Source organism: Thermocrispum sp., assembly GCF_002919275.1.
Taxonomy (GTDB): domain Bacteria; phylum Actinomycetota; class Actinomycetes; order Mycobacteriales; family Pseudonocardiaceae; genus Thermocrispum; species Thermocrispum agreste.
On the sequence record NZ_PKFA01000058.1, the window covers coordinates 1 to 24,435 of the forward strand.

The window sequence follows — 24,435 nt, forward strand, 5'->3', positions numbered from 1 at the left end:
GCGGAGATGACCGAGTACTCAGCACTCACGTCGACCACCGAGGACCGGGTGGCCGAGCTACGGCTGTCCCGGCCGGACGTGGCCAACAGGTTCGACACCACGTTGATCCGGGAGCTGGCCGACGCGCTCGACAAGCTGCGGGACGACCCCGAAGTGCTGGCCGTGGTGTTCTCGTCGGCCGGCAAGCACTTCTCGGCGGGCGGGGACTTCGCGGCCATGCTCGCCGCCAACCGGGACCACCAGGTGCTGATGCGGCAGGTCGACGAGGGGCGGGAGCTGTTCCGCCGCTTCGCCGACTTCCCCAAACCGCTCGTCGTCGCCCTGCACGGAGACGTCTTCGGCGTCGGCACGAGCCTGGTGCTGACCGCCGACGCCGTCGTGGCCACGCCGACCGCCCGGTTGAGCGATCCGCACGTGTGCATGGGCCTGGCGGCCGGGGACGGCGGTTGTGTCGTCTGGCCGGCCAACCTGCCGTTCGTCCGGGCCAAGCGGCAGCTGCTGTGGGGCGACCCGCTCACCGGGAAGGACGCCTACGAGCTCGGCCTCGTCACCGAGCTGGAGGACACCGCCGAGCAGGTCCGTGAACGAGCTTTCCAGCTGGCGCAGCGCGTCGCGTCCTTGCCCCCGGTGGCCGTGCAGCTCACCAAGCGGGCGTTGAACAAGCACCTGCACGCACGCATCGACGACGTGTTCGACCTCGGCTTCTACCTGGAGGCCATCAGCGCGCGCACAGCCGACGTCGTGGAAGCCGTCACCGCGTTCAAGGAGAAGCGGAAGGGCAGGTGGACCGGGGCATGACCACCGTGGAGGCGTCGCCGGCCGCGCTCTGGGGAACCGACGTGGTGCGGGATCCCGGCAGCGGCTGCCTGCTGTACGAACCGCGGCCGCGGTGCATCACCGACATGCTGGCGGGCACGCACCGGTGGGCCGACCGCACGTATCTGGTCCAAGGTGAGCGCCGGATCGATTTCCGGACCTTCCTGGCCGCCGTGCCACGGGCGGCGGGCGCCCTGCCGGCGACCAAGGGCGAGCGGGTCATGGTGCTGGCCTACAACAGCCCCGAGTTCGTGCTGGCCTTGTGGGCGATCTGGTGGGCAGGCCTCGTCCCGGTGCTCGGCAACCGCTGGTGGAGCGATCACGAGATCGCACACGCCGTCGCGCTGACCGAACCGGCGCTGGTGCTCAGCGACCGGGACGCGCCCGCGGGAGTGACGAACGTCCGGTGGCGACCCATCGCTGACCTGCGCCGCCACTACGCGGGGACGGGCACACCGGCCGACGTCGTCGAGCCGGACGACGAGCTGGCCCCGGGCATGGTGTTGTTCACGTCCGGCTCGTCCGGCCCGCCGAAGGCGGTCGTGCTCGCCCACCGCTCGGTGGTGGCCAACCAGCACAACCTGCTCAGCCGGTCCCGGCTGCTGCCGCAGACCCTGTCCGCGGAGACTCCGCAGCAGGTCATGCTGGCCTGCACGCCGTTCTTCCACGTGGGCGGGGTGTCCAACCTGATCACCCAGCTGATCGTGGGCGGACGGCTGGTCATGACGGCGGGCCGGTTCGATGCCGGTGAAGTGCTCGAGCTCATCGAGCGGGAGAAGGTGCATCGCTGGGGCGGCGTGCCCACCATGGCCGCACGCGTGCTGGCCCACCCGGATTTCGACCGGCGCGACCTGTCCAGCCTGCGGTCGTTTCCGCTGGGCGGCGCCCAGGTGCCGGAGGCGTTGCTGGAACGGATGCGCGCCAAACTGCCGCAACTGCGGCAGCGCGGGCTGGCCAACACCTGGGGCATGACCGAGTCCGGCGGCTTCGTCACCGTGGCGGGCAACCGCGACCTGGCACGCTTCCCCGGCACGGTCGGCAGGCCGTATCCGGTGGCCGAGCTGCGCATCGACGATCCGGACGACAGCGGCCGGGGCGAGATCATGCTCCGCTCCCCCACGGTCATGCTCGGCTACCTCGGAGCCGACGACGGCACGGTGGACGCCGACGGCTGGCTGCGCACCGGTGACATCGGCCGGATCAACGACGAGGGCTACCTCTTCCTCACCGGCCGGGCCAAGGACATCGTCATCCGTGGTGGCGAGAACATCGCGTGCGCGCATGTCGAGCGAGCGCTGCTGGCCCACCCGGACGTCGTGGAAGCCGCGGTGTTCGGTCTTCCCCACGAGGACCTGGGCGAAGAACTCGCCGCCGCGGTCACCTGCCGGGCGGGCACCGCCCCCACCGAGGAGGAGTTGCGCGCGTTCCTGCGCAGGCGACTCGCCCATTTCGAGGTGCCGACCACGTGGCGGATCAGCGACGCCCCGCTGCCCACGCTGGCCGGGGAGAAGGTCGACAAGAAGGCTTTGCGGGCGGAACTGACGAAGGACGGGACGCCGTGCGACTGACGCCTCCGGACGAGTACTTCCACCACCAGGTCGCGCTGCCGCACTCGATGGTCGGGTCCAGCGACCCGAGCTGGCGCGAGCGGTACTGGATCAGCATCCAGGACGTCGACCGCCAGGACACCGTGCTGACCTGCGGCATCGGGCAGTACCCGAACCAGGACGTGCAGGAGGCGTTCGTCGTGGTCGCCGAGGGCGGCAAGCAACGCAACCTGCGGCTGGCCAGGGAACTCGGCGCGCGCAGCGACGTGATGCAGGTCGGCCCGCTGACCATCGAGGTCGTCCGCCCGTTTCACGACTTGCACCTGGTGCTCGACGAGAACCCTTCCGGCGTGGCGTTCGACCTGCACTGGATCGGCACGATGGAGCCGGTGCTGGAGGGCAGGCACTTCCAGGTGAGCAGGAACCGCGCCACCTACGACGCGATCCGGTACGTGCAGTTGGGTCGCGCGTCGGGCACGCTCGTCACGCCGGACGGGGAACGGCAGGTGCGCCCGGAACACTGGTGGGGCGAACGCGACCATTCGTGGGGCACCCGTCCCCTGCCCAGGGTGCCGGGCGCTCCCCCCGGTCAGCGGCCGGAGTGGCGCATGCTCATGTTCTGCCCGATCCAGATGCCGGACTTCGGGCTGCACATCTACCTGTACGAGGCCGAGCCGGGTCGTCCCGTCCATCTGTCGGCGGGCATCTCCCGCCCGCTCGGCCGGGAAGCCGGCGACGACTTCCCCGGCGAAGCCATCGTCGGGGTGGACCACGATCTGACGTGGGTGGCCGGAGCACCCGCTCCGACGCTATCCGGCGGCACGATCGTGGTCCGGCTGGCCGACGGGCGCAAGCTCGACTTCTCCGTCCGCGCCCTGCCCGGCAGGGCCTGCCTGCGCGGCGGCGGTTACGAAGGCTGGAACGGCTGGTTCCAAGGGCATTGGAAGGGCGAGAACAGCCTGGAGCACGACGTCTGGGACCTCACCGACGAGTCGCAGTTCTACCGCTACGCCAAGGCGTCGAGCGACCACCTGATCGAGGTGCAGCACGACGGCAGGACGGGGTACGGCGTGATGGAGTACCTGGTGCTGCCCGGTTATCCGAAGTACCAGGAGGCCATCCCGCCCCGGCCACGGGTGGAGCGATGAGCCGGACCGCAACCGATTCGGTCGAGACGGTGCGGCAGCGGCTGCGGGCGTTCCTTGCCGAGCGCACCGGCGACGCGGGCCTGACCGTCTCCGGCCTGCGCCGGTCGGGTACCGGATCGTCGCGGGAGAACTGGCCGTTCGATGCCCGCTGGGTGGACAACGGCACCGCCGTCCATCGTCGCCTGCTGCTGCGCCGTGACCCGCCGAGCTCGGTGGTCGACACCGGACGGGCGACGGAATTCGCCCTGCTCAAGGCGCTCGCCGCCACCCCGGTACCGGCCCCCGTCGCACACTGGCTGGACGACCGCGGGGACGACCTGCTCCGGCCGAGCATGATCGTCGACCGCCACCCCGGCCGAGCCGATCGCGCGGTCCTGCGCCCGGACAAGAACCCCCTCGGCCTGACGCGGGCGCAGCAGACCGAACTGGCCAGGAACCTGTGTGACCTGCTCGCCTCGGTCCACGCGGTCGACCTGACCGCCACCGGACTGCGGAACGTCCTGCCCACGCCGCAACCCGATCCGGCCACCGCCGAGCTCGATCGCTGGGAGCGCACGCTCGCCGAGAACGAGCAGGAGCCACAACCGGCATTGCGGTGGGCGCTGCGGTGGCTGCGCGACCACGTACCGCCGCCACCGGAACGGGAAGTCCTGGTGCACGGCGACTTCCGGCCGGCCAACGTCCTGGTCGAGTCCGGCCGGGTGCAGGTCCTGCTGGACTGGGAGCTGGCCCACCTCGGCGATCCGCTCGACGATCTGGGCTGGTACTGCGCTCCCGTGTACGAGCGGGAGCATTTCCTGCCCGGCTGGAGCCGGGAGGACTTCCTGCGCCGCTACACCGAGCTGACCGGTCTCCAGATCGATCCGGAGGCCTTGCTGTTCTGGCAGGTTCTCGCCATGTTCCGGCTGGCCGTGATCGCGCTGCAGGCGGTGCGCGTCTTCTGCTCCGGCACCTCCGATCGCCCCGCCGCACCGGCCACCGGACTGGCCAGGCTGCTCGTGGCGACCGTGTCCGACCGATCCGGGAAGGCCTCATGCGCCCGACACCGACCGAGCTGATCACCCAGGTACGCCGCGTGCTGCGCGACGTCATCGAGCCGGAACTGAGTTCCGGATACGCGCGTGCCCGGTTGGCCGAGGTACGGGCCGTACTCGCCCAGGTCGACTGGGACAACGCGGGCCTGCACCTCATGACGCACACCACCGCGTTGCGCGACGCGCTCGGCGATTTGCGGGCGTGGGCGCATGCGGACGAACAGCGCAGGGCCCACTTCGGGCAGATCGACCTGCCCGAACCCGACGCGGCGGACTTCGCCGGCTGGAACCACTGGCACAGCCACTACACCGGCGTCGTCACCGCGCTCATCGACCCACTCGAGGATTGGCTGCGCGCCCACCCCGACGACGCAGACGGTGCCGCACTACGACACAAGCTGCTGACGCTCTCCGCCTGTTGAGGTGCCGGGCGTCAGCTTGCGCTTGTAGAGCTTGCCGTTCTCCCCACGCGGCAGCTCGGACACGAACTCCACCGAGCGCGGGCACTTGTAGTGGGCCAGCCGGGCCCGGCAGTACGCGATCAGCCGCGTGCCGAGCTCCGGCCCGGGAGCCGCGTCGCAAGCCGGCACGACGAGCGCGTGTGGGATCTGACCGTATTCCTCGTCGGGGATGCCGATCACCGCGACGTCCTCGACCGCCGGGTGCACCAGCAGCACGTCCTCGGCCTCCTGCGGGTGGATGTTCACCCCGCCGCAGATGATCAGCTGGTCGCGCCTGCCGGTCAGATACAGGTAGCCGTCTTCGTCGAGGTACCCCATGTCACCGACGGTCCGCCAGCCGCGCGGGTGCATCGACTCCTGCGTCTTGCGCTCGTCACCGCGGTACTCGAAGGAACCGGCGCCCTCGAACCACACCGTGCCGATCCGGCCGGGCGGCAGTTCGGTCCCGTCGGGGTCGGTGATGTGGATCGTGCCGGTGAGCGCCCGGCCCACCGAACCCGGGTGCGCCGCCACCTCGTCCGGCCCGATGTGGCAGTTGCCGTAGCTTTCCGACGCCCCGTACAGCTCGTGCACCACCGGGCCCCACCAGTCCATGAGCCGCATCTTGACCTCGTGGGGACACGGCGCGCCGCCGGTGATCGCCACCCGCAAGCTGCTCAGGTCGTACCGTCGCTTGACGTCGTCGGGCAGCCGGAGCAGCCGCAGCAGCATGGTCGGGACGAACTGGGCATGGGTGACGCGGTAGCGCTCGATCGCCGCCAGGACCAGCTGCGGATCGAATTTCTCCAGGCAGACGACCGTGCCCCCGAGCTGGGTGACCGCGAGAACGAATCGGAAGGGCGCGGTGTGATACGTCGGCGCCGGTGACAGGTAGACCATGTCGCCGCCGAACACGAACAGCTCGGTGTAGCGGCCGAGATGCGGCGGCGCATCGGCCGGGTGGATGTCGCTACCGGGATGCAGGATGCCTTTCGGGGTGCCCGTGGTGCCGGAACTGAACATCATGCGCCCGCCCAACCGCTCCCCGGCCAGCGGACCATCCGGCATGGCCGCGATCGCCGACTTGTAGTCGGGTAACGTTCCGTCTCCGTCGATGGCGAGCGTGGGCGGCAGATCGTCGACCGCGCGCAGCGCCGCATGACTGGCCGGACCGGCCAGCAGCAGCTCCGCCCCGGACGCGCGCAGCACGTCGGACAGCTCCCGGGGGCCGAGATGCCAGTTGGCCGGCGCCAGGCAACGCCCGGACCGGGCGGCCGCCCAGATCATCTCCGCCCACTCCAGCCGGTTCTCGCAGGCCACCGCGACGACCGCGGCGGAGGACAGGCCGAGTGCATCGAACACCCTGGCCAGCCGGATCGAACGCCGGTTCAGCTCGGCATAGCTGATGGCTGCTCCGGAACCGGCCATGACCAGCGCAGGATGCGCCGGCCTGGTGACGGCGTGCACCCCGGGATACATCCGTCACACGGCCCGGCCCGCCGCCGCTTCGTCCGCCCGGGTGCGGCCGAGCAGGCCGATGAGTTCCTCGTGCAGTTCGAACCACACGGTGTGGTAGCTGTCGATGGCCGGGCGGGCGACGTAGGCGTGCTCGCCGGAGTGAATGCGCGCCATCGCGTCCGCGAAGCGCGTGGGGTAGTGCGCCAGCCTCGGCACCTCGGCGACGATCCGGTCCAGCAGCGGCGTGAACCGTTCGTGCAGCGCATCCAGCTTCGCTATCACACCCGCGTCGTAGTCGGCGTCGGCATGGTCGTTCGGCCCTCCGTCACGCATCTGCCAGGCCGTGATGATCGCCTTGCAGTCGGTGTTGTGCCGGTCGAATTCGTCGTAGAGCCCGGCAAGGCGTTGCTGGTCGACCCGGTCGCGCTCGGCGGCCAGCAGCGCGGCGAGCCGTTCCCGGCCCTGGGGCGTGAGCCGCGCGCTCGTTCCCTTCTGCACGCAGAACCCGTCCGTGACGGCGGAAGCCAGCAGGGCGGCGCACACGTCCTCCGGGCGCCGCAGCGAACCGGGCAGATCGTCCGGCTTGACCCGTCCTTTCAACCGCAGCAGTTGCAGCAGCGACAGCTGGAGCTCGTCAGCATCCTGGGGCATGGACGTGCGCGCCATCGGGAACCCGCTCCTCATCGAAATAAATCTAGTGCATAAATATTTATGATACGATCTTCTGGTCCAGCGTGCCGGACGACGCGAATCGCTCCTTGAGCGTGCGTTTGTCCAGCTTGCCCATGGCCGAGCGGGGCAATGCGGCCAGGAAGGCCACCGAGCGCGGGCACTTGTAGTGCGCAAGGCGATCCCGGCAGAAGGTCAGCAGCTCGGCGGGGTCCGGCGGCGACTGCGGGTCACGCGGCACGACCACCGCCTTCAGCTCCTCGCCCATCTCCGGGTGGGGCACTCCGATGCACGCCACCTCCACCACGTCCGGATGCGCGGCGAGCACCTGCTCCGATTCGGCCGGGTAGATGTTCACCCCGCCCGAGACGACCATGTCCGAGAACCGGTCGGTGATGTAGACGTAGCCGTCCTGGTCGATGTAGCCGACCTCACCGAGGGTGAACACCCCCGGCGCGAGATGAACGCTGCGCTCCTTCTCCGGGGCGCGGTGGTAGACGATGCCGCGCCCGGTGGTGTCCCGGAAGTACAAGCGGCCCTGACGGCCGGGCGGGAGCTCGTTGCCCTGCTCGTCGACGACCAGCGCCTCGAACGGCGGTATCGGCCTGCCGACCGAGCCGACGTGCGCCAGCCACTCGGTGGCACTGATCAGGCACGTGGTGCCCACTTCGCTGGCGCCGTAGCTCTCCCAGATGACCTCTCCCCACCATTCGATCATCGACCGCTTCACGTCGACGGGGCATGCCGCGCCGACCTGCAGCACATAGCGCAGGGACGACACGTCGTAGCGCGCACGCACTTCCGGCGGCAGCGCCAGCAGCCGGATGAAATGCGTCGGCACCATGACCGTGCTGCCGATCCGGTACTTGTCGATCGAGCTGAGCACGGTCTCGGCGTTGAACCTGCCGAGCACGGTCACCGGCACCCCCGCGACCAGCAGGCGAGTACTCACCAGCGGCCCGCTGTGGTACATCGGCCCGACGACCAGATGCGGACCGAATTCGGCCCAGCGGTTCCGCTTCAGCCGTTCGACGTGGTCGGCGATGTCCGCCCCGCCCACGAAGGACGTCGGAGGAAGCGGCGTGCCCTTGGGCTTGCCCGTCGTGCCGGAGGTGTAGACCAGCGGGGGCAGCGGCGGATGATCGACCGGTGGTTCGACGTCCGACGCCGAGGCCAGCCAGTCGTCCCAGGAGCGGGCACCGGCGACCGCCTCGCCCCGGACGACGACCAGCCCGGCTCCTGCGACCCTGGCCGCCTCGACCGCCCGCCTGCCGGTCGCGGCGTCGGCCAGCACCACGTCGACTCCGGCGTCGGCGAAGATGTAGGCGGCCTCGTCGGCGGTGAGGTGGAAGTTCACCGGCACCGCCGAGCAACCGGCCAGCATCGCGGCGACGTAGCAGAGCAAGGTCTCCGCCGAGTTCTCCGCGAACACGGCCACCCGCCGATCCGGGCGGAAAGGAACCGCCAGCAGCCCGTTGACCATGCGCTTGAGCAGCCGATCGACCTGCTCCCAGCTCATTTCCCGGCCCGCGGAACGGAGCGCGATCTCCCCGGGTCGCTGCCGGGCCAACACCGCGGCGAAGGTCATCCCATCTCCTCGTCGATCGGAACCACCGCACGATGTTAGTCTAGCGATGAACTATTTTCCACTGGATGTTTTCCTGTGGCGGCCGGGACGGCACGCCGCCGCCCGGCGGTACTGCGGAGAAAACGACGCGGAGTAAACTGTCGAGCGACAGACCACCGCCCCTACCGAACCGACTGGGGGAAACGACGCCCATGGCCGCACGCAAAGCCGGTACCGCCACACCGGACACCATCTCCGACCCCGTGGACTGGGCGCACCACTACTGGCAGGAGCAGGGTCTGCAGGGAGACGAGCAGCGCTTTTTGGCCATGACGTCCCTGCTGCGGTATCAGCGGCTGGTCGTGGACGCCGTGGAAGAGGCGCTGCGCGCCCACCGGCTGAACCTCACCGACTACCTGGTCCTGATGACCTTGCAGCTGTCGGAGAATGGCACCCGGCTGATCAGCAATCTCGCCCGTAGCCTGATGGTGCACGCCACGACCGCCACCCTGGCCACCGACCGACTGCAGAAGCGCCGCCTGATCAGCCGCACCCCGCATCCCACCGACCGGCGGGCCACGTGCATCACCATCACCGCCACCGGCCGCAAGCTGGTGCACAAGGCGACGATGACGCTGAGCGAAATGGGCTTCGGCATGGGCGACGCGAAGCCGAAGGACGTGGAGAACCTGGTCGGCCTGCTTGCCGACCTGCGAGCAGCAGCCGGCGATACCAGCCGCTGATCACGACGCCTGATACACCATCCGGCAGCGGCACCCGGTGACCCTGCGGCTGCCGCGCTCGTCGCCCCGGCCAGGCCTGCCCGCCACAGCTGCAGAGGACGACACTCCCCTGTCCGCCCGACACGATGGCGAATCACGACACAGCCGCGACCTGATCGCACCCGCCACCGAAGCACGGCGATACCCATCCGCCATTCACCGCGAGCGCAACCCATCGGTCGCACGGCCCCCTTGGGGAGCATCCGGTCTGGTGCGCGTCGAAAGCTGGGAGCTCGACGGAGCCGCGCACCGCGACGAAGGTCGTGACGACGACTGAGACAGAACCCGACTCAGGGCGCATCCCCGCGGCCGCACTCGACCGCATCGGCCGGGATCTCGGCAGCCGGGCCGGTACCAGCAGGCCGTACCAGACTCGGCCGCCATGAGCATCAGTCGCCGCCGAGCTGCGCCACAGGCTGGAGCCGATGAACGCGTCGATCAGCTCGCCGGCCAGCTTTCGGAGCCGGCCCGCTGCCGACGGCGAGCACTCCCCACGCAGCCACAGCCGCGGCAGATCCACCTCCGGCCGCCAACGCCCAGCAGCCGGCGCCGCTGCGGAACCACTCTCCGGCAGGCCGACCCTCCGTCCCACTCCGCCACCCTGGCGCATTAGTCTAACGTCAATTACTCTGACATTAGAGTAAATGGGAAGGAGTGGCCGGTGGACGCACAGCTGTCGGCGGAACGGGAGGCCACCGCAGCGGTCGAACAAGCACTCGCGCTCGAGCTGACGGCTGTCCCCGCCGAGAGCGATCAGTCCGCCGCCATCCAGGAACTGGCCGCAGCCCTCCACCATCGTGCGTCGCTGGACGACCAGGTGGTGCGACGACGGGAACAGCACGCCGACGCCCTGCGGGCCGGTGTCACCACCTTGCTGCCCGAGGTCTGGGGCGGGACGGATGCCTTGCTCGGGGCGCTCGGCGAGCACGCCGACGACCTGGCCGTGCGCGCGACGAGCGACCGCGACGCCGCAGCAGCACTGCGCGACATCGCATCCGTGCTGGTCGAGACCGACTTGCCGGATGTCACGGCGCATCGCACCGGCCCTCCCGAACGGGACGCATCGACCGCATACCGCACCGCACCACCGCCACCCGTGACCGAGGAACAACTCCTGGCATGCCTGAGTGCACACAGTGGGCCAGGGGTCACGGTCCACCGCATCACCGACGTGCGCATGCTCTCGGGCGGCTTCTCCAAGGAGATGCTGGCCGTCCGGGTCGAGCATTCCGGCGGCGCCGACGACATCGTGATCCGCAAGGTGGCCTCCGGAAGGACGGCGCACACCTTGGGCGGGGAGTTCGCCGCGCTCTCGTTCGCATGGCAGGGCGGCGTCCCGGTGGCAGAGCCATTGTGGCTGGACGAAGACATCCTGGGTGCGCCCGCATTCGCCACCCGGCGGGTCCCCGGGCAGCCACGCGGTGACGTCTGGGGACCAACCGCACCGATCGAGCTCCCAGCCGTCACCGCCATCGCCGCCGCACTGGCTCGGCTGCACTCCCTCGACACCAGCGGCCTCACGGACACGCCGCTGCCGCCGATGGTCACGCGGCAGGAAATCGTCGCGGCGATCGAGGAGCGGCAGGCCGTGCTGGCCGCCGTTTCCACGCCGTCGATGCCGTTCGCCACGCTGTTCGCCCTCGTGCTGGGATGGCTTCGCGCCCACGCGCCGGGCGACGTGCGCGATCCCGTGCTGGTCCACGGCGATTACGGTCTGCACAACCTCTTGCTGGACGGGTCGACGCTCACCGCGGTCCTGGACTGGGAGCGCTCTCACCTGGGTGACCCCGCAGAGGATCTGACGTACGTGCGCCCGAGTGTCGAGGCGGTCGCCGGTTGGGACGCGTTCCTCACGGCCTATCAGGACGCCGGCGGGTCACCCCCGGATGCCGATCGGCTCACGTTCTACACGGTGTGGCACGACGTGTGGCGCGGAATCTCCGCGTACCGGATGCGCGCCAAGTTCCTTGCCAACCCCAACAAGATGTCCGACGCGATGGCAGGGCTGCTCATGACCCCACGATTCCTGCTGCGCGCCGTCCGCACCGCATTCCGCCTCTGACGTCGACGCGCCCTGAACGGAACGACACGACGTACATGCTCCACAGCTCCGACGACCGGGAGGCGACCTCCGGACCTTTCTCGGGGCGATCCTGTCACCGAAACGCGGCGCTGGATCGCCGGTGAGCCACGGGTTCACGCTGCTCGTCCAAGGCGGTGTCGGCTCCCCGGGTCCGCCGCGTACGCACGGCCCGTCACAGCCGCCGCCGTTCGCCACTGGCCGCCGCCACACAAACGGCGTCGATCACCCTGTGCAAACGAACACCGTGATCGAAGTCGGGCAGGAAAGTACCGCCGCCACGGAGATCCTGGAGTATGGCCGCGTACGCGTTTGCGAGATTGCCCCACGGAACCTCGCGGTTCACCGGAGCAAGGTGGTACTCGTCCGGCACGACAAGTTCGGTGAGTTCGCCATCCCCGCCCCGGGCGCCACGCAGAACCAGGGGCGCCAGCTGCACGTGGCCGTGATCACCGCTGATGACAAGGTCACCTTCGGTGCCGTTGATCTCCCAATGGAAGTTGGTCGCACGCGACCGGCCGCCTCGCATGTGCACCGACACGACCGCGCCGTCCTCCAGCGTCGCGTGCACAGCGATCTGGTCTTCCGCCGACTTCGCGACGATCTCGCCGGTCTCTCGGTCCCGCACTCGGGGGCGCCGGTTCGCCATGAGCGCGCCGACCTCCGCGAGGTCGCCGAGGCAGTAGGTCACCGCGTCGATCACGTGGCCGAACGGGATCGTCACCATCGTCGAGCCGCCGTCCCGATCGAGCACGTACGACGTGCGGGAATCGACCTGCTCGCCCCATGCCATGCCCGAGGCCACCACGGTCGTGGACAGGACATCGCCGACCCAGCCGGAAGCGACGAGGTCTCTGACGTAGCGGATCACCGGAGCCGAACGTGCCTGCAGGTTGACGATTCCGCGCACCCCCTTGGTGCGGGCCGCCCGCGCGAGCGCATCGGCCGCCGAGGTGGAGACAGTGAAGGGCCACTCACAGTAGACGTGCTTGCCCGCGTCGATCGCGGCGAGGACGGCTTGCTCATGCTCGGTTGCCCGCACGGCCACGACGACAAGATCGACATCAGGGTGATGCGCGAGTTCTGCCGCGGAACAGAACGTCGCGGAAACGCCGTAGCGTTCACCCGCCGCTTTCGCCGCTGCGGCTGAGCTGGCGGCGAGGGCCGTCAGCCGGAAGTCTCCCACGGCGGAGAGCGCGGGCAGATGAGCCCGGGCGGCCCAACCGCCGGAAGCGCTCAACCCCACGATGCCCACCCCTACGGGCAGCATGCCATTCGCGCTAGCCATCGCCGACGGGCTCACCGATGCGGCGCCGCAGCCTGGTGGCCTTGCCAGCCATCCCCGCGGCGACCACAGCCGTCAACCGTCCGTCTACCGCGCACGTCGCGAGGAAGCGTCTGCCGTCGTCTTCTTCCACGCGGACCTTTGCCGACGCCCGAACATCGCCGAAGACCTGCAAGCGCAGGCCGTACTGGTCACTCCAGAAATAGGGCACCGCGGGCTCGTCCGGAGGCAGGCCGAGTATGTCCCTCGCCACCACCCGTGCCTGCTCTCCCGCGTTCGTCCAGTGCTCGGTGCGCCGGTGACGGCCGCCCGGTCCCCGCCACGCCGCGACATCTCCGACCGCCCACACGTCGGTGACGCTGGTCCGCCCGCGCTCATCGCAGAGCACGCCGTCACCTACCTCGACCCCGCTGCCGGCCAGCCAGCTCACTTCGGGAACGGACCCGATGCCGACGACCACGACGTCGGCCGCAAGCTCGGCACCATCGGTCAACGTCACGCGCAGCTTCCGATCCGACTGCTTCAGTTCCGCCACCCCGCAGCCGCATCGCAGGTCGACCCCGGCCTTCAGATGCCAGCGCGCAACCAACTCGCCCAGCGTCTCGCCGAGCACACCCGCCAGCGGCGCCTGCTGCTGCTCGACGAGATGGACCCTCAGCCCGCACACCCGCAGGCTTGCCGCCACCTCGCAGCCGACGAAGCCCGCTCCCACCACGATCGCCGAGTCCGCTCCGTCCAGCCGCCGCCGCAGGGCGAGGCAGTCGTCCAGGGAGCGCAGCGTGTGCACGCCGGGGACGGATTCGGTTCCGGGAAGCGTCCGAGGCCGGAGGCCCGTCGCGATCACCAGGCGGTCGTAGCCGATGGTCTCCCCCGCTGCCAGCACGATGCTCTTCCGCTGCGGATGGACCGCGGTCACCCGCGAACCCAGGCGCAACGTGATGCCGTGATCGGCGAAGAACGCATCGTCGCGCAGCCGGATCGCCGCAGGCGAGCGGCGACCCTGCAACACCTCCTTGGACAGGGGCGGCCGGTCGTAGGGCGGCGTGGGCTCCGCTCCGACGAGCATCAACCCGCCGTCGTAGCCGGCTTTGCGCAGCTCTTCCGCGACGCGGAGGCCGGCGAGGCCCGCACCGGCGACGACGACCGTCACCGCGCACCGTCCGCGTCGAACCGGCACCGGCCGTTGGTCAGCACGACCGTGCCGTCGTCCTTACGGGTCCGGAACAACGCCTCGCCCGCGCCATCGGTCCAGATGTCGATGTGCAGGGTGTCGCCGGGCAGAACCGGAGCGGCGAACCGTGCGTCCATGCCGCGCAGACGCCCTGCCTCGCCACCGGCCAGGGTGTGCAGCAGCGCTCGGCCGGTGAAGCCGAAGGTGCACAGGCCGTGCAGGATCGGCCGCTCGAAGCCGGCGCGGCGGGCGAAAGCCGGATCGGAGTGCAGCGGGTTCCGGTCACCCGACAGCCGGTAGAGCAGCGCTTGCTCGGGCCTGGTCGGATACGTGACGGTGTGGTCGGGCACCCGGTCCGGCGCCTGCCAGGTCGCGCTCGGGCCGCGGTCGCCGCCCCAGCCACCGGCGCCGCCGATGAAGAACGCGGACCGGGTGCGGAACATCGGCTCCCCGGTGTCCTCGTCCACCGCCTCGGAACCGGTCACGACCAAGGCGGCCTTGCCCTTGTCGAACATGTCCACGATGCGCGTGGTGACCAGGACCGCGCCCTGGGTGGGCAGCGGCCGGAGCAGTTCGACGCCCTGCTCGGCGTGCACGAGCTTGGCCCAGTCGAACGTGCCGAACCGCTTGAAGATGCCCGGGTCGATGCCGAGCACCACCGGGTAGGTCGGCAGCACCTGCTGCTCGACGCCCTTGGTGTTGTCGGTGGTGTAGGCGAGTTCGTCGACGCCTGCCCCCACCCCGAGGGCGTACACGATGCAGTCCTTGCTCTGCCAGGTGACGCGCCGCGGTCCCGACTCGGCGCCGACCGCGTCCGGATCCAATGCCATCGAACCTGCGTCCTCTCCGTCGTGTCGTCAGCCGCGATCCACCGGACCGAGGTGGTCGCACTCGCCCGGCTCGAGCCGGCGCACGATGCGCGGCTTCTCCCCCACATACATGCGCTCGCCCTCGATCAGCCCGTTGGCGTCGATCGGCCACAGGATCAGCGCCCGGTACTCCACGAGGTACCAGGCGTCGTGCTCGACGTCGGCGGCGGCGAACCCGCGCCGCGTCAACAGCTCGCCGTCGTAGGCGTGCCGGAAGATCCCTTCGGTCGCCACCAGGCCGTGCTCGACCAGCACGGCCGAGATCTCGAACTCGAGCCGGTTCTTGCCGATGGCGATCGACGCTTCGTAGAACGCCTCGACCTCGTCGTAGCCCTTGGGGCCTGCCGAGTCGGACGCGCCCCAAATCTCGTAGACCGGCTCCGGGACCAGGGTTTTCATCAGCGCGCCGACGTCACCGCGCACTTCTTCCCGCACGTGGCGCGCGACCACCTCCAGGTTCGCGCGCTTGCGCGGGTCCGGTTCGGACGCCATCCGGTCGGTCAGCAGCTGCCAGCTTCGCTCGGCCGCGGGCCGGAGTTCGACGATCATTCGCCCACCTCACGCGAAGCAGCGCTCATGCCGGGGTGAACCGCAGTGGCAGCCGGACGATGCCGTGCTGCGCGAAGCTCGGCAGGTACTCGACGTCGTCCGGATCGATGTCGAGCGTGATCTCCTTCGTCCGCCGCAGCCAGGTGGTGATCCCGACCCTGGTCTCCAGGCGGGCGATGGGCGCCCCGAGGCAGAAGTGCTCGCCCTTACCGAAGGCGAGATGCGGGCCTTCGCTGGCCCGGTCGACCAGCAGCCGGTCCGGATCGTGGAAGGCCTGCTCGTCCCGGTTGCCCGAGCCGTAGACGAGATAGAGGTTGGTGCCCTTGGGGATCGTCACTCCGCCGATCTCGACGTCCTCGTTCGCGGTACGGAAGATGCCTTGCACCGGGGACTCCAGCCGGAGGACTTCCTCGACGACCTTGGGCACCAGATCCAGGCCGGCGCGCACCGCGGCCGCCAGCTCCGGGTTGGTGAGCAGCGTGAACATCACCGAGGTCAGCAGGCTGGTGGTGGTCTCGTTGCCCGCGACCAGGAACTGCACCAGCATCTGCAGCATCTCGTTCTGCGTCAGCGGGGTCTCGCCGTCGATGCGCGCGTTGACGACGGCGGACAGCAGATCGTCGGTGGGATGCTTGCGACGCCGCTCGATCTGCTCGGTGAAGTAGTCGTAGAACTCGTCGACCGCGTCGAACATCTCCGCGACGGCCTCGTCGCTCAGGTTCATGCTGCCGGTGCCGGCGACGAACGCGTCCGACCAGCGCTTGAACGTCGGGTGCATCTCGGCGGGCACTCCGAGAATGTCCGCGATCACGGTCATCGGCAGCAGGACAGAGAACTGGCTGACCATCTCCGCCCTGCCGTCGTCGATGACCGCGTCGATCAGCTCGTTGGCCAGCCGCTCGACGCCGGGCTCCATCGCGAGCACCCGGCGCGCGGTGAAGGCCTGGTTGACCAGCTTGCGTTGCCGCTTGTGCACCGGCGGGTCCGCGTTGAGCAGCACGGCCGATGCGCTGATGTCCAGCCTGCGTTGGGCTTTCGCCCGCAGTGCCGGGCCGGTGTCGGGATCGGCGACCAGCTTCCTGGCCAGCGGGGTCACCGAACCCGGGCCGCTGGCCATCACCGACGAGAACTTCTCCGGCGCCCTGAGCACTTCGACGATGTCCTCGTAGCGAGTCAGCGCGTAGGCCTGGATGCGCTCGATCCACTGCGGTGCTGCCTGCCTGCGCATCGACACGTATGCCAGATGCGGACAGCGCGCCATCTCCGGTTTGGCGTCGAAGAGATCGCGGACGGGGTCGGACACCTTCACCAGTCACCCTCCTGAACCTGCGGCCTCACCACACGAAGATTAGTCTAGAGATGAAATGTTTACAAGACGAACTACAGCTAGATACTCTGGCGATAGAGTTTCTGTCGACAGCAGGATCGGAGTCGCTCATGCGCGTGGTCACCGACCTCGACAAGTGCTGCGGGACCGGTCAGTGCGTGATGGCCGCACCCGAGGTGTTCGACCAGAACGACGAGGACGGCACGGTCGTCGTGCTGCAGGAATTCCCCGGCCGGGATCAGCACGCGGCGGTACGCACCGCGGCACGGAACTGCCCGACCGAGGCGATCACCGTGCTCGACTCGTGACCGGGCCGGCCGGCAGCGCCGCGCAGGCAGGACCCTGACCGGCGGTCACGGCACCGGTCGCATGCGGCGCGGTACCGGCGGCGCCCGAAGCGCGCAACGACCGCACCAGCGGCACCCGAAGCGCACACCAGGACCGCACCAGCATCGCCAGCCAACGCACATCGGTCCCGGGCCAGCGGTGTCCGGCAAGCGCACATCGGGCCCGGCGCCATTGCCCGGCAAGCGCATGCGTCAGATCCAGCACAGCAGCGCCCACCCAACGTACATCGGGCCGGGTGCCAGTAATGCCAGCGTCCGCCTGCGTCAGGCCCGCATCAGTGACACCCCAGCACCTGCCTGTATCGGACCCCTCGTCCGCGGTGCCCGGCACGGGCCCGCGCCAGGTCCGACACCGCCGGCCGCCCAACACATGCCTGCATCAGCGAATGACGCCCGTGATCGGCTCCGCCCGGCGCCGCAGAAGCAACCTTCCGGCCGCCGCGGCCGATCACGGCTTCCGCACGTGATCACGGCTTCCGCACGTTCTGCGCCGCATGCAGGAACGACACCGTGGCCTCCGTCAAGCCGCCGTCGACATACAGGACCTGCCCGGTGACGTAGCGAGCATCCGGCGAAGCGAAGAAGGACACCACGTCGGCGATGTCCTCGGGCAGCGCGCGCCGTCCGAGCGGGACGAGGTCGTTGAACCGCGCCTCGCGCTCCGGATCGGCCGAGACCTGCGCCGCCCCTTCGGTCCGGACTCCCCCGGGGGCAACCGCGTTGAACCGGACACCGGTGTGCGCGAACTCCACCGCACAAAGCTTGGTCAGCGAGACCAGCGCCGCCTTCGACGGCGAGTACGCCCCGGTCCCCGGCGTGGGCACCTTGGCGGACATCGACGCGATGTTGACCACCGACCCGCCGCTGGCCGCCAGGTGCGGGACGAACAGCTGGGTCAGCAGCAGCGGCGCGATCACGTTGACGTCCATGACCTGCCGGAACTGCTCGGCGGTGAGCGTGCTCAGCTTCGCAGGCGGGAAGATCCCGGCGTTGTTGACCAGCACGTCGAGCGAAGCCACCGATGCCGCCAGCGCGCGCAGCGCGTCAGGGTCGGTCACGTCGCAGCCCACGGCGCGGCCGCCGACCTCGGCCGCGACTTCTTTCGCCGCCGCCTCGTCGAGATCCACCGCGATCACACGATGGCCGTCCGCGGTCAATCGGCGCGCGATCGCCCGGCCGATCCCGCGGCCCGCCCCCGTCACCAGCGCATGCCCCATTGCCGTGCCCCTGTCTCGAGCGTGGTCGTTCCTTCCCGAAGATGCCGCCGTCCGCCGCCGGTCGACATCCCCGACCAACGCCACGTACTCTAACGCCAAATACTCTATTACCAAAGTTTTTGCACAGAGCAGGAGCGGCCCGGAGTGATGACACTGGGGACACGTTTCACGGAGCTGTTCGGCGTCCGGCATCCCGTGGTGTGCGGCGGCATGACCGGGGTGGGCACGGCCGAGCTGATCGCGGCGGTGGCCGAAGCGGGCGGGCTCGGCTTCCTGACCGCGCTGACCCAGCCCAGCCCGGAGGCCCTGGCCAAGGAAATCAGCCGCTGCCGCGACATGACCGATCAACCGTTCGGGGTGAATCTGACCATCCTGCCGAGCATCGATCCCATCCCCTACGACGAGTACCGGGACGCGGCCATCGAGTCCGGGATCACGCTCTTCGAGACCGCGGGGCGCAGTCCGGAACCGCACATGGCGGCCTTCCGCGCGGCGGGCGCGAAGGTGATTCACAAGTGCGTCAGCGTCCGGCACGCGGTCAAGGCGGAACGGCTCGGCGTCGACGCGGTCAGCATCGACGGTTTCGAATGCGCGGGACATCCGGGCGAGGACGACATCGGTGGGCTGGTCCTGATCCCGGTGACCACCGCCGCATTGTCCATACCGGTGATCGCCAGCGGTGGCATTGCGGACGCGCGCGGGCTGGTCGCAGCGCTGGCCTTGGGTGCCGACGCGGTGAACATGGGCACCAGGTTCGTGGCGACCAAGGAAGCGGCGGTGCACGAGAACGTCAAGCGGCAGATCGTGGCCAACGACGAGCGCTCCACCAACGTGGTGTTCCGCAAGTTCCGCAACACCGCGCGAGTCGCCAAGAACGCCGTCTCGGATGCCGTGATCGACATTGAAGCGCGACCGGACAGCACGTTCGACGACATCGCTGAGCTGGTCTCCGGCAAGCGCGGGCGGACACGAGTCCTGGCCGAGGGCAACATGGACGACGGCCTGTGGTGGGCAGGTCAGTCGCAGGGCCTGATCCATGACGTGCCGTCGTGCCGCGAGCTCATCGAGCGGATCGTCGCCGAGGCCTGCGACCTGATCACGAATCGGCTGGTCCCGGCCGTCCGAACAGCGGGGTGACGACTCGGCGCGGCGCAGCGGTTCCCGGCGCCAGGCCAGATGCACCTGGGCGGAGGGCCCGTGCCGAACATGGACGGACGCAGCGGTGACGCGATCACGAAACCCAGGCGACCAGCACGAGCGCATGACCTGCGGTCGGCATCCACGCCCGGGCGACTGTGGACCCAGACGACCCGCGCGAAGCCATGACCCGCAGTCGGCGACCCTCCCCAGGCAACTGCGGACCCAAACGACCCGCGCGAAGCCATGGCGCCGACGACGCGATGGGCAAGCCGCACAGCCGCCGACACTTTCGGAGATCAACACACCGGACGTCGGTCGTCGTCGATGCTCGACAGCCGGTTCGACGCGTGCCACCCCGCCGCGCTGCCTGCCGAGAAGGGGTGCGGGCCGGCACCGACCCCGCAGCCTCGCCCTGGACGCCTCGGCCCGTCACCGCGTCGGCCAGCGATTGGTGCCGTTCGGCGCCCACTCCGCCCGGTTGTTGCTCTGGGCCACGACGCCGCGGCGCACCCCTAGCGCTTCCTCGGCCCGCCATGTACTCTGACGGCAAATAGTCTATCTTGCGACTATTTGCCGCACTGGGAGCGGAGGCGAGGATCGGCATGGGTGAACGACTCGACGTCGGCGACCGGTTGCTGTCGTACCAGGACGTGCTGCGGCTGGACACCAAGGAGGTGCCGAAACACATCCGCCAGACCTCCCGTGGCTCGTTCGACTTCGACGAAGCGCCGATCGACATCTACATCTCACGGGACTGGCACGAGCGCGAGAAGCAACGGCTGTGGAAGCGCGTCTGGCAGATGGCGTGCCGGGAAGAGCACATCCCGGAAGTCGGCGACCACTACGTCTACCACATCGCCGGCCTGTCCTACCTGATCATCCGGTCCGCACCCGACCGGATCCGGGCCTTCCCGAACGCGTGCCTGCACCGGGGCCGCCAGCTGAAGGACTACCCGGGACGGTGCGCGGAGATCCGCTGCCCGTTCCACGCCATCACCTGGGATCTCGACGGCAACCTCAAACGCATCCCGGCGCCATGGGAGTTCGAGCACGTCGACCCGGAGAAGTTCGCGCTGCCCCAGGTCAGCGTGGACACCTGGGCCGGCTTCGTGTTCATCAATCCGGACCCGGACGCCGAACCGCTCAGCACCTACCTCGGCGACCTGCCCGATCATTTCGCCAAGTGGGACCTGGCGAACCGATACGTCGAGGTGCACGTCTCGAAGCTGCTGCGCTGCAACTGGAAGGTCGCCCAGGAAGCGTTCATGGAGTGCTGGCACGCGGCGGCCACCCACCCGCAGACCGTGCCTTACGCGGCGTTCGGGGTCTGCCAGGTCGACTGCTACGAGCACTTCGCCCGCTTCATCACCCCGTCCGAGGTGGTCGGACCGATGATGCCGGGGGATCCGACCACGGAGGAGATGCTGCGCGCCACGCTGGACGTCCGCGAAGGCGAGGAACTGCCGGTACGGCCGGAGCCGGGTGAGACGGCGCGGTCGTTCGTCGTGCGCACCACCCGGGAGAAGTGGCGTCAGTACCTCGGCGACAAGATCGACGAGTGGGCCGACTGCGAGCTGGTGGACAACTTCACCTACACGGTCTTTCCGAACCTGATGCCATGGGGCGGCGTGCACAAGATCTGCTACCGCTTCCGCCCCAACGGAGACGACCACCGCAGCTGCATCATGGACGTCTTCTACCTGGCCCCGTTCACCGGCGAGCGGCCGCCGCCCGCGGAGGAGATCACGCTGGGCTTCGACGACCCGTTCAGCAGCGTGCCCGCCCTCGGCATCGTCGGCAACATCCTGGACCAGGACTGTTTCAACATGGAGAAGGTGCAGTTCGGGCTGGAGACGACGGCGAAGCCGACGGTGACGTTCGCGTCGTACCAGGAAGACAACCTGCGGTGGATGCAGCGGCTGCTGCGCAAGTACGTGGAGGGGCACTGAGCCATGGCCGGAGGAGTGCGACATCCGTACAGTCGCGACCTGTACGAGCTGGACGAAGACGGCCGCGTGCGAGTCACCAGGCGCAACGGCGAGGTCGGGTACTACAGCTCCGACGGGCGCTGGCTGGCGGGCGCGAAGTTCGACGCGGACCCGCATTTGTGCGGCTGGGTGAGCGCACCGCGCAATGCGCATCGGATCACCGCGCGATAGCCGGAAGCTGGATCGACACGGGCCCTCCCGGCAGGCCCGGCCGCCAGCCGGCCTCACCCGCATCACCACTGGAAAGCGGCAAGAGAAGACCGGGCAAACGCAGGCCACCGAACACGCGCCTCGCCGTCCCAGCCCCGCCAGCACCATCCGCATCCGCTGGAACGCGCGTCAGCCGAGCGACCAGAATCTCGGCGGCTCGGCACAGGGGTGGTGTCGGGACGACCGGCCGTCACTCGTCGAACCGGTCCAAACGAAGCGCATAACTCGGGTCGTCGCGACCCCGGCTGCCCGGCAGGTCGTAACCGGCGCGGCCACCGCCCAGCACCATCCTCGACGGCTGGCACTGGTTCCACTCCACCGTGATCCGACGCCGCCAGATCCGCCACACCCCATCGCGTTTGACCAGCTTGTCGAGGTACCGACCACCGGTGAGGTATTCGTGTTCGCCGTCGAGCGTGCCTTCGCGCCTGGCTCGCTCGGCATACTCCTCACCGAAGAACCGCGCCACGGAATCCCAGCCGCCCGGCACGCGGTGATAGCCCAACAGGTACGACTCGGCGATCGCCCGATCCCCGTCGACGTCGACCAGTTCGTTGGTCACGTGGTGCACGCCGTAGCTGGTCTGCTCGCGCAGCCGCGCAATCATGAATTCGGCGAACTCGTGTGCATTGCCCTCGAACGTGCCGTGCACGTCGATCGCGTCGTCGTGATAGACGGACTTGAGCAGCTGGAGGTCGCAGCGGTCGATGGCCCGCGCGTACCGGTGCAAGACCTCCACGATCTGCTGCCGGTTGTACACCGCCTGAAGCATCTCGTTCCGGTCGGCGGGTTCCTCGCGCGGCGCGAACAGCATGCGTCCCTCCTTCACCCCGACGCCGACTGCACGAACGCGGCGGCCGCTTCGCCCGCCATCCGGCCCACCCCTGCGGCGCTGGCCAGTGAGCTGCCGGAGCCGGAGTAGGTCGGACCGACGATGCCGCCCGTGCACTCGCCGGCCGCGTACAGACCAGGAATCACGTTGCCGTCGATGCCGACGACACGCGCGTGATCGTCGATACGCAAGCCGTACCCGGTGTGGGCAACAGCCGTGGGCCGGACCTCCACGGCGTAATAGGGCGGCGTCGCGATCGGATGGAGAAACCTGGCGGCTTTTCCGAAGTCGGTGTCCTCACCTGCCGCCACCAGCTGGTTGTAGCGGGCCACGGTCCCGGCCAGATTCTCAAGGGGAAGGTCCGTGCCGGCGGCCAGCTGCTCGAGCGAGTCGGCGACGTGCACGCGCGGGTGATCCCGGTACCGGTCCATCATGTCGGCGGTGTAGTGCTTGGGCCTGAACTTCGCATGGTTCGGCCAGACCTGCTTGTACGCGTCGGCGTAGCGGTCGGCGAGCCCAGGGGGTGGTCGCAGCGCGGCGTCGTCGAACACCACGAACCCGACGTTGTCACGGGCCTTCATCAGGCTGTCGAGGATCCCGTACGGCGCGGTCTCGTCGCAGAACCGGCGGCCGTGCTTGTCCAGCAGGATCGTCCAGCCCGGCAGGAAAGCCTCGTGCACGGTGTCGATCCCCGGGTTCAGCATCCGCAAGCCACGGTTCTCACCGGTCAACTGCGCACCGAGCTGCTGGGCGAAGCGGATGTGGTCACCGCGAGCGCCACTGGCGCCGATGTAGAACGTCTCGCCCGGTACCCAGGCAAGCGGGTAGTACGCGGCGAGATGGTCCGGGTTGGCACCGAATCCTCCGGTCGCCACGACCACGGCGCCGGCGGTCACCGTCTCACCCGCAGCCCGCACGCCTGCCACTCGCCCGTTCCTGCGGATCAGCTCGTCGACCCGATTGCCGAGGGCGAAGTCGACACCTGCTTGCCGGCAGCGCTTGACCAGGGCGTCCACGATGGCCTGGCCGCCGCCGTCGACACAGTGGCCCCGCGGCTGCCGGTCGTCGCCGCTGAAGATGAGCCGATCGCAGAACGGAACGCCGCGGTCCTCGAGCCAGTCGATGGTTTCTCCGCTGCGGGCCGCCCACCGCCGGACCGGCCCGGCCGCGACATCCCAGCCGTTGATCGCCAGGTAGTCGGAGAACAGGTCGTCCTCGTCCTCCTCGATGCCCGCCGCGCGCTGCAGCCGGCTCCGGCTGCCCATGATCACTCCGCCGGACAGCCGGGTCGATCCGCCGAGAACACCTTCGGACTCGACGACCAGCACATCGCGGCATCCGTTCTCCCTGGCGGTGAGCGCGGCGGCCAGGCCACCGAGACCGGAGCCGATGACGACGACGGCGAAGTCCGGACCGGTCATACCGGGCTCCTGCGCACGGGCGCCCGCTGCGACAGGCGCAGATGAGACGAATCGTTGAGGCACGTCAGCTCCCGCTGCCCGGTACGTGCGGCTAGCACTCCGGTGATCCCCGTGTGGGCCGGGTGGGCGACGACGGGGCCCGACACACCGAGAATGTCCCCGACGAACGCGTTGATGACCGGGCTGTGCGTGACGATCACGACACGCTGGCCCGCGTGCGCGGCAATGATGCCGTCGATGGCGCCGACGGCATCCTGGTCAGCGGAGCACCAGGTCAGGCGCCTCTCGATGCGGGGCACCAAGCCAAGGCGCCCAGCCAGCACAGCCGCCGTGTCCGTGGCACAGCGCTCCGGCGCCGTGTACAGGGCGTCCCACACTTCGTGGTGCAGCCGATCGGCCGCAGCGCGAGCCTGCTCCCATCCGACGGGACTCAGCCCAGCGTCATCGCGCGCCCGCCGGTCGCGCTCGGCGTGCCGGATGATGGCGAGTTCCACGTGGCCGACCTCCGTCGTCCTGCCGTTCCAACGACTACTACTCT

Annotated in this window: 23 protein-coding genes; 11 read left to right on the plus strand and 12 right to left on the minus strand. The window is 69.4% G+C overall.

Translation table 11 applies throughout. From position 1 onward, the window contains the following. The 5 genes from CXP56_RS14835 to CXP56_RS14855 form a co-directional block, all read left to right on the plus strand. On the plus strand, positions 1–798 hold a 798-nt coding region (locus CXP56_RS14835), incomplete at its 5' end, for an enoyl-CoA hydratase/isomerase family protein (protein ID WP_286901540.1). Continuing rightward, complete coding sequence (locus tag CXP56_RS14840) at positions 795–2,384, plus strand: class I adenylate-forming enzyme family protein (protein WP_286901541.1); 1,590 nt, start codon at positions 795–797, stop codon at positions 2,382–2,384. The genes CXP56_RS14835 and CXP56_RS14840, both read left to right, overlap by 4 nt. Further along, complete coding sequence (locus CXP56_RS14845) at positions 2,375–3,511, plus strand: Rv3169 family protein (protein ID WP_286901543.1); 1,137 nt, start codon at positions 2,375–2,377, stop codon at positions 3,509–3,511. The genes CXP56_RS14840 and CXP56_RS14845 overlap by 10 nt, the downstream gene beginning before the upstream one ends. After that, positions 3,508–4,569: a phosphotransferase family protein gene (locus CXP56_RS14850; protein ID WP_286901544.1), complete on the plus strand. Its 1,062-nt coding sequence runs from the start codon at positions 3,508–3,510 to the stop codon at positions 4,567–4,569. The genes CXP56_RS14845 and CXP56_RS14850 overlap by 4 nt, the downstream gene beginning before the upstream one ends. Further along, positions 4,545–4,967, plus strand: coding sequence for a hypothetical protein (locus tag CXP56_RS14855; RefSeq protein WP_286901545.1), 423 nt, complete (start codon positions 4,545–4,547; stop codon positions 4,965–4,967). The genes CXP56_RS14850 and CXP56_RS14855 overlap by 25 nt, the downstream gene beginning before the upstream one ends. On the opposite strand, the gene CXP56_RS14860 is transcribed toward CXP56_RS14855, so the two are convergent. The 3 genes from CXP56_RS14860 to CXP56_RS14870 are packed head-to-tail and all read right to left on the minus strand — an operon-like array spanning position 4,932 to position 8,700. Continuing rightward, entirely contained in the window at positions 4,932–6,464 is a 1,533-nt protein-coding gene (locus CXP56_RS14860) for an AMP-binding protein (protein ID WP_286901546.1), read from the minus strand. The two genes, CXP56_RS14855 and CXP56_RS14860, sit on opposite strands and share 36 nt — an antisense overlap. 3 nt (positions 6,465–6,467) lie before the next feature. Next, positions 6,468–7,127, minus strand: coding sequence for a hypothetical protein (locus tag CXP56_RS14865; RefSeq protein ID WP_286901548.1), 660 nt, complete (start codon positions 7,125–7,127; stop codon positions 6,468–6,470). A 25-nt stretch (positions 7,128–7,152) separates the two neighbouring features. Further along, positions 7,153–8,700 (minus strand): AMP-binding protein, encoded by a 1,548-nt coding sequence (locus tag CXP56_RS14870; RefSeq protein ID WP_286901550.1) that lies wholly within the window; start codon positions 8,698–8,700, stop codon positions 7,153–7,155. A 191-nt stretch (positions 8,701–8,891) separates the two neighbouring features. Here CXP56_RS14870 and CXP56_RS14875 point away from each other — a divergent pair, with 191 nt between their 5' ends. Together CXP56_RS14875 and CXP56_RS14880 are read left to right on the plus strand one after the other, a co-directional pair. Next, positions 8,892–9,422, plus strand: coding sequence for a MarR family winged helix-turn-helix transcriptional regulator (locus tag CXP56_RS14875; RefSeq protein WP_028848802.1), 531 nt, complete (start codon positions 8,892–8,894; stop codon positions 9,420–9,422). A 700-nt stretch (positions 9,423–10,122) separates the two neighbouring features. Beyond that, positions 10,123–11,523, plus strand: a complete 1,401-nt coding sequence (locus tag CXP56_RS14880; RefSeq protein ID WP_286901553.1) for a phosphotransferase family protein — start codon at positions 10,123–10,125, stop codon at positions 11,521–11,523. A gap of 193 nt (positions 11,524–11,716) precedes the next feature. On the opposite strand, the gene CXP56_RS14885 is transcribed toward CXP56_RS14880, so the two are convergent. The 5 genes from CXP56_RS14885 to CXP56_RS14905 are packed head-to-tail and all read right to left on the minus strand — an operon-like array spanning position 11,717 to position 16,718. Then, a complete protein-coding gene (locus CXP56_RS14885) occupies positions 11,717–12,796 on the minus strand; it encodes a Gfo/Idh/MocA family protein (RefSeq protein WP_286901555.1) in 1,080 nt (359 codons plus the stop codon). 25 nt (positions 12,797–12,821) lie between these two features. Continuing rightward, positions 12,822–13,976, minus strand: coding sequence for an NAD(P)/FAD-dependent oxidoreductase (locus tag CXP56_RS14890; protein WP_286901556.1), 1,155 nt, complete (start codon positions 13,974–13,976; stop codon positions 12,822–12,824). Then, a complete protein-coding gene (locus CXP56_RS14895; RefSeq protein WP_286901557.1) occupies positions 13,973–14,827 on the minus strand; it encodes a MaoC family dehydratase in 855 nt (284 codons plus the stop codon). Before CXP56_RS14895 ends, CXP56_RS14890 begins: the two co-directional genes overlap by 4 nt. Positions 14,828–14,854: 27 nt before the next feature. Then, complete coding sequence (locus tag CXP56_RS14900; protein WP_028848798.1) at positions 14,855–15,415, minus strand: hypothetical protein; 561 nt, start codon at positions 15,413–15,415, stop codon at positions 14,855–14,857. A 25-nt stretch (positions 15,416–15,440) separates the two neighbouring features. Beyond that, a complete protein-coding gene (locus CXP56_RS14905; RefSeq protein WP_286901560.1) occupies positions 15,441–16,718 on the minus strand; it encodes a cytochrome P450 in 1,278 nt (425 codons plus the stop codon). A 134-nt stretch (positions 16,719–16,852) separates the two neighbouring features. On the opposite strand from CXP56_RS14905, the gene CXP56_RS14910 reads away from it, so the two are divergent. Beyond that, complete coding sequence (locus CXP56_RS14910) at positions 16,853–17,050, plus strand: ferredoxin (protein ID WP_286901561.1); 198 nt, start codon at positions 16,853–16,855, stop codon at positions 17,048–17,050. A 506-nt stretch (positions 17,051–17,556) separates the two neighbouring features. On the opposite strand, the gene CXP56_RS14915 is transcribed toward CXP56_RS14910, so the two are convergent. Beyond that, the gene (locus tag CXP56_RS14915; RefSeq protein WP_286901562.1) at positions 17,557–18,291 is read right to left on the minus strand and encodes an SDR family NAD(P)-dependent oxidoreductase; all 735 of its coding nucleotides are present in this window, start codon (positions 18,289–18,291) and stop codon (positions 17,557–17,559) included. A gap of 162 nt (positions 18,292–18,453) precedes the next feature. Here CXP56_RS14915 and CXP56_RS14920 point away from each other — a divergent pair, with 162 nt between their 5' ends. The 3 genes from CXP56_RS14920 (at position 18,454) to CXP56_RS14930 (ending at position 21,605) form a co-directional block, all read left to right on the plus strand. Beyond that, positions 18,454–19,443, plus strand: a complete 990-nt coding sequence (locus tag CXP56_RS14920; RefSeq protein ID WP_286901563.1) for an NAD(P)H-dependent flavin oxidoreductase — start codon at positions 18,454–18,456, stop codon at positions 19,441–19,443. A 605-nt stretch (positions 19,444–20,048) separates the two neighbouring features. Next, entirely contained in the window at positions 20,049–21,395 is a 1,347-nt protein-coding gene (locus CXP56_RS14925; RefSeq protein ID WP_286901564.1) for an aromatic ring-hydroxylating oxygenase subunit alpha, read from the plus strand. 3 nt (positions 21,396–21,398) lie between these two features. Further along, positions 21,399–21,605, plus strand: coding sequence for a hypothetical protein (locus CXP56_RS14930; RefSeq protein ID WP_286901566.1), 207 nt, complete (start codon positions 21,399–21,401; stop codon positions 21,603–21,605). A gap of 229 nt (positions 21,606–21,834) precedes the next feature. Here CXP56_RS14930 and CXP56_RS14935 read toward each other — a convergent pair whose 3' ends face one another. Genes CXP56_RS14935 through CXP56_RS14945 form a run of 3 tightly spaced genes read right to left on the minus strand, consistent with a single transcriptional unit; the run spans position 21,835 to position 24,391 of the window. Continuing rightward, the gene (locus tag CXP56_RS14935; RefSeq protein ID WP_286901568.1) at positions 21,835–22,458 is read right to left on the minus strand and encodes a nuclear transport factor 2 family protein; all 624 of its coding nucleotides are present in this window, start codon (positions 22,456–22,458) and stop codon (positions 21,835–21,837) included. 11 nt (positions 22,459–22,469) lie between these two features. Further along, positions 22,470–23,897 carry an FAD-dependent oxidoreductase gene (locus CXP56_RS14940; RefSeq protein ID WP_286901569.1) on the minus strand — a complete coding sequence of 476 codons (1,428 nt, stop codon included), beginning with the start codon at positions 23,895–23,897 and terminating at the stop codon, positions 22,470–22,472. Continuing rightward, on the minus strand, positions 23,894–24,391 hold the full coding sequence (locus tag CXP56_RS14945; RefSeq protein WP_286901571.1) for a histidine phosphatase family protein: 498 nt from the start codon (positions 24,389–24,391) through the stop codon (positions 23,894–23,896). The genes CXP56_RS14940 and CXP56_RS14945 overlap by 4 nt, the downstream gene beginning before the upstream one ends. Positions 24,392–24,435 lie beyond the last annotated feature (44 nt).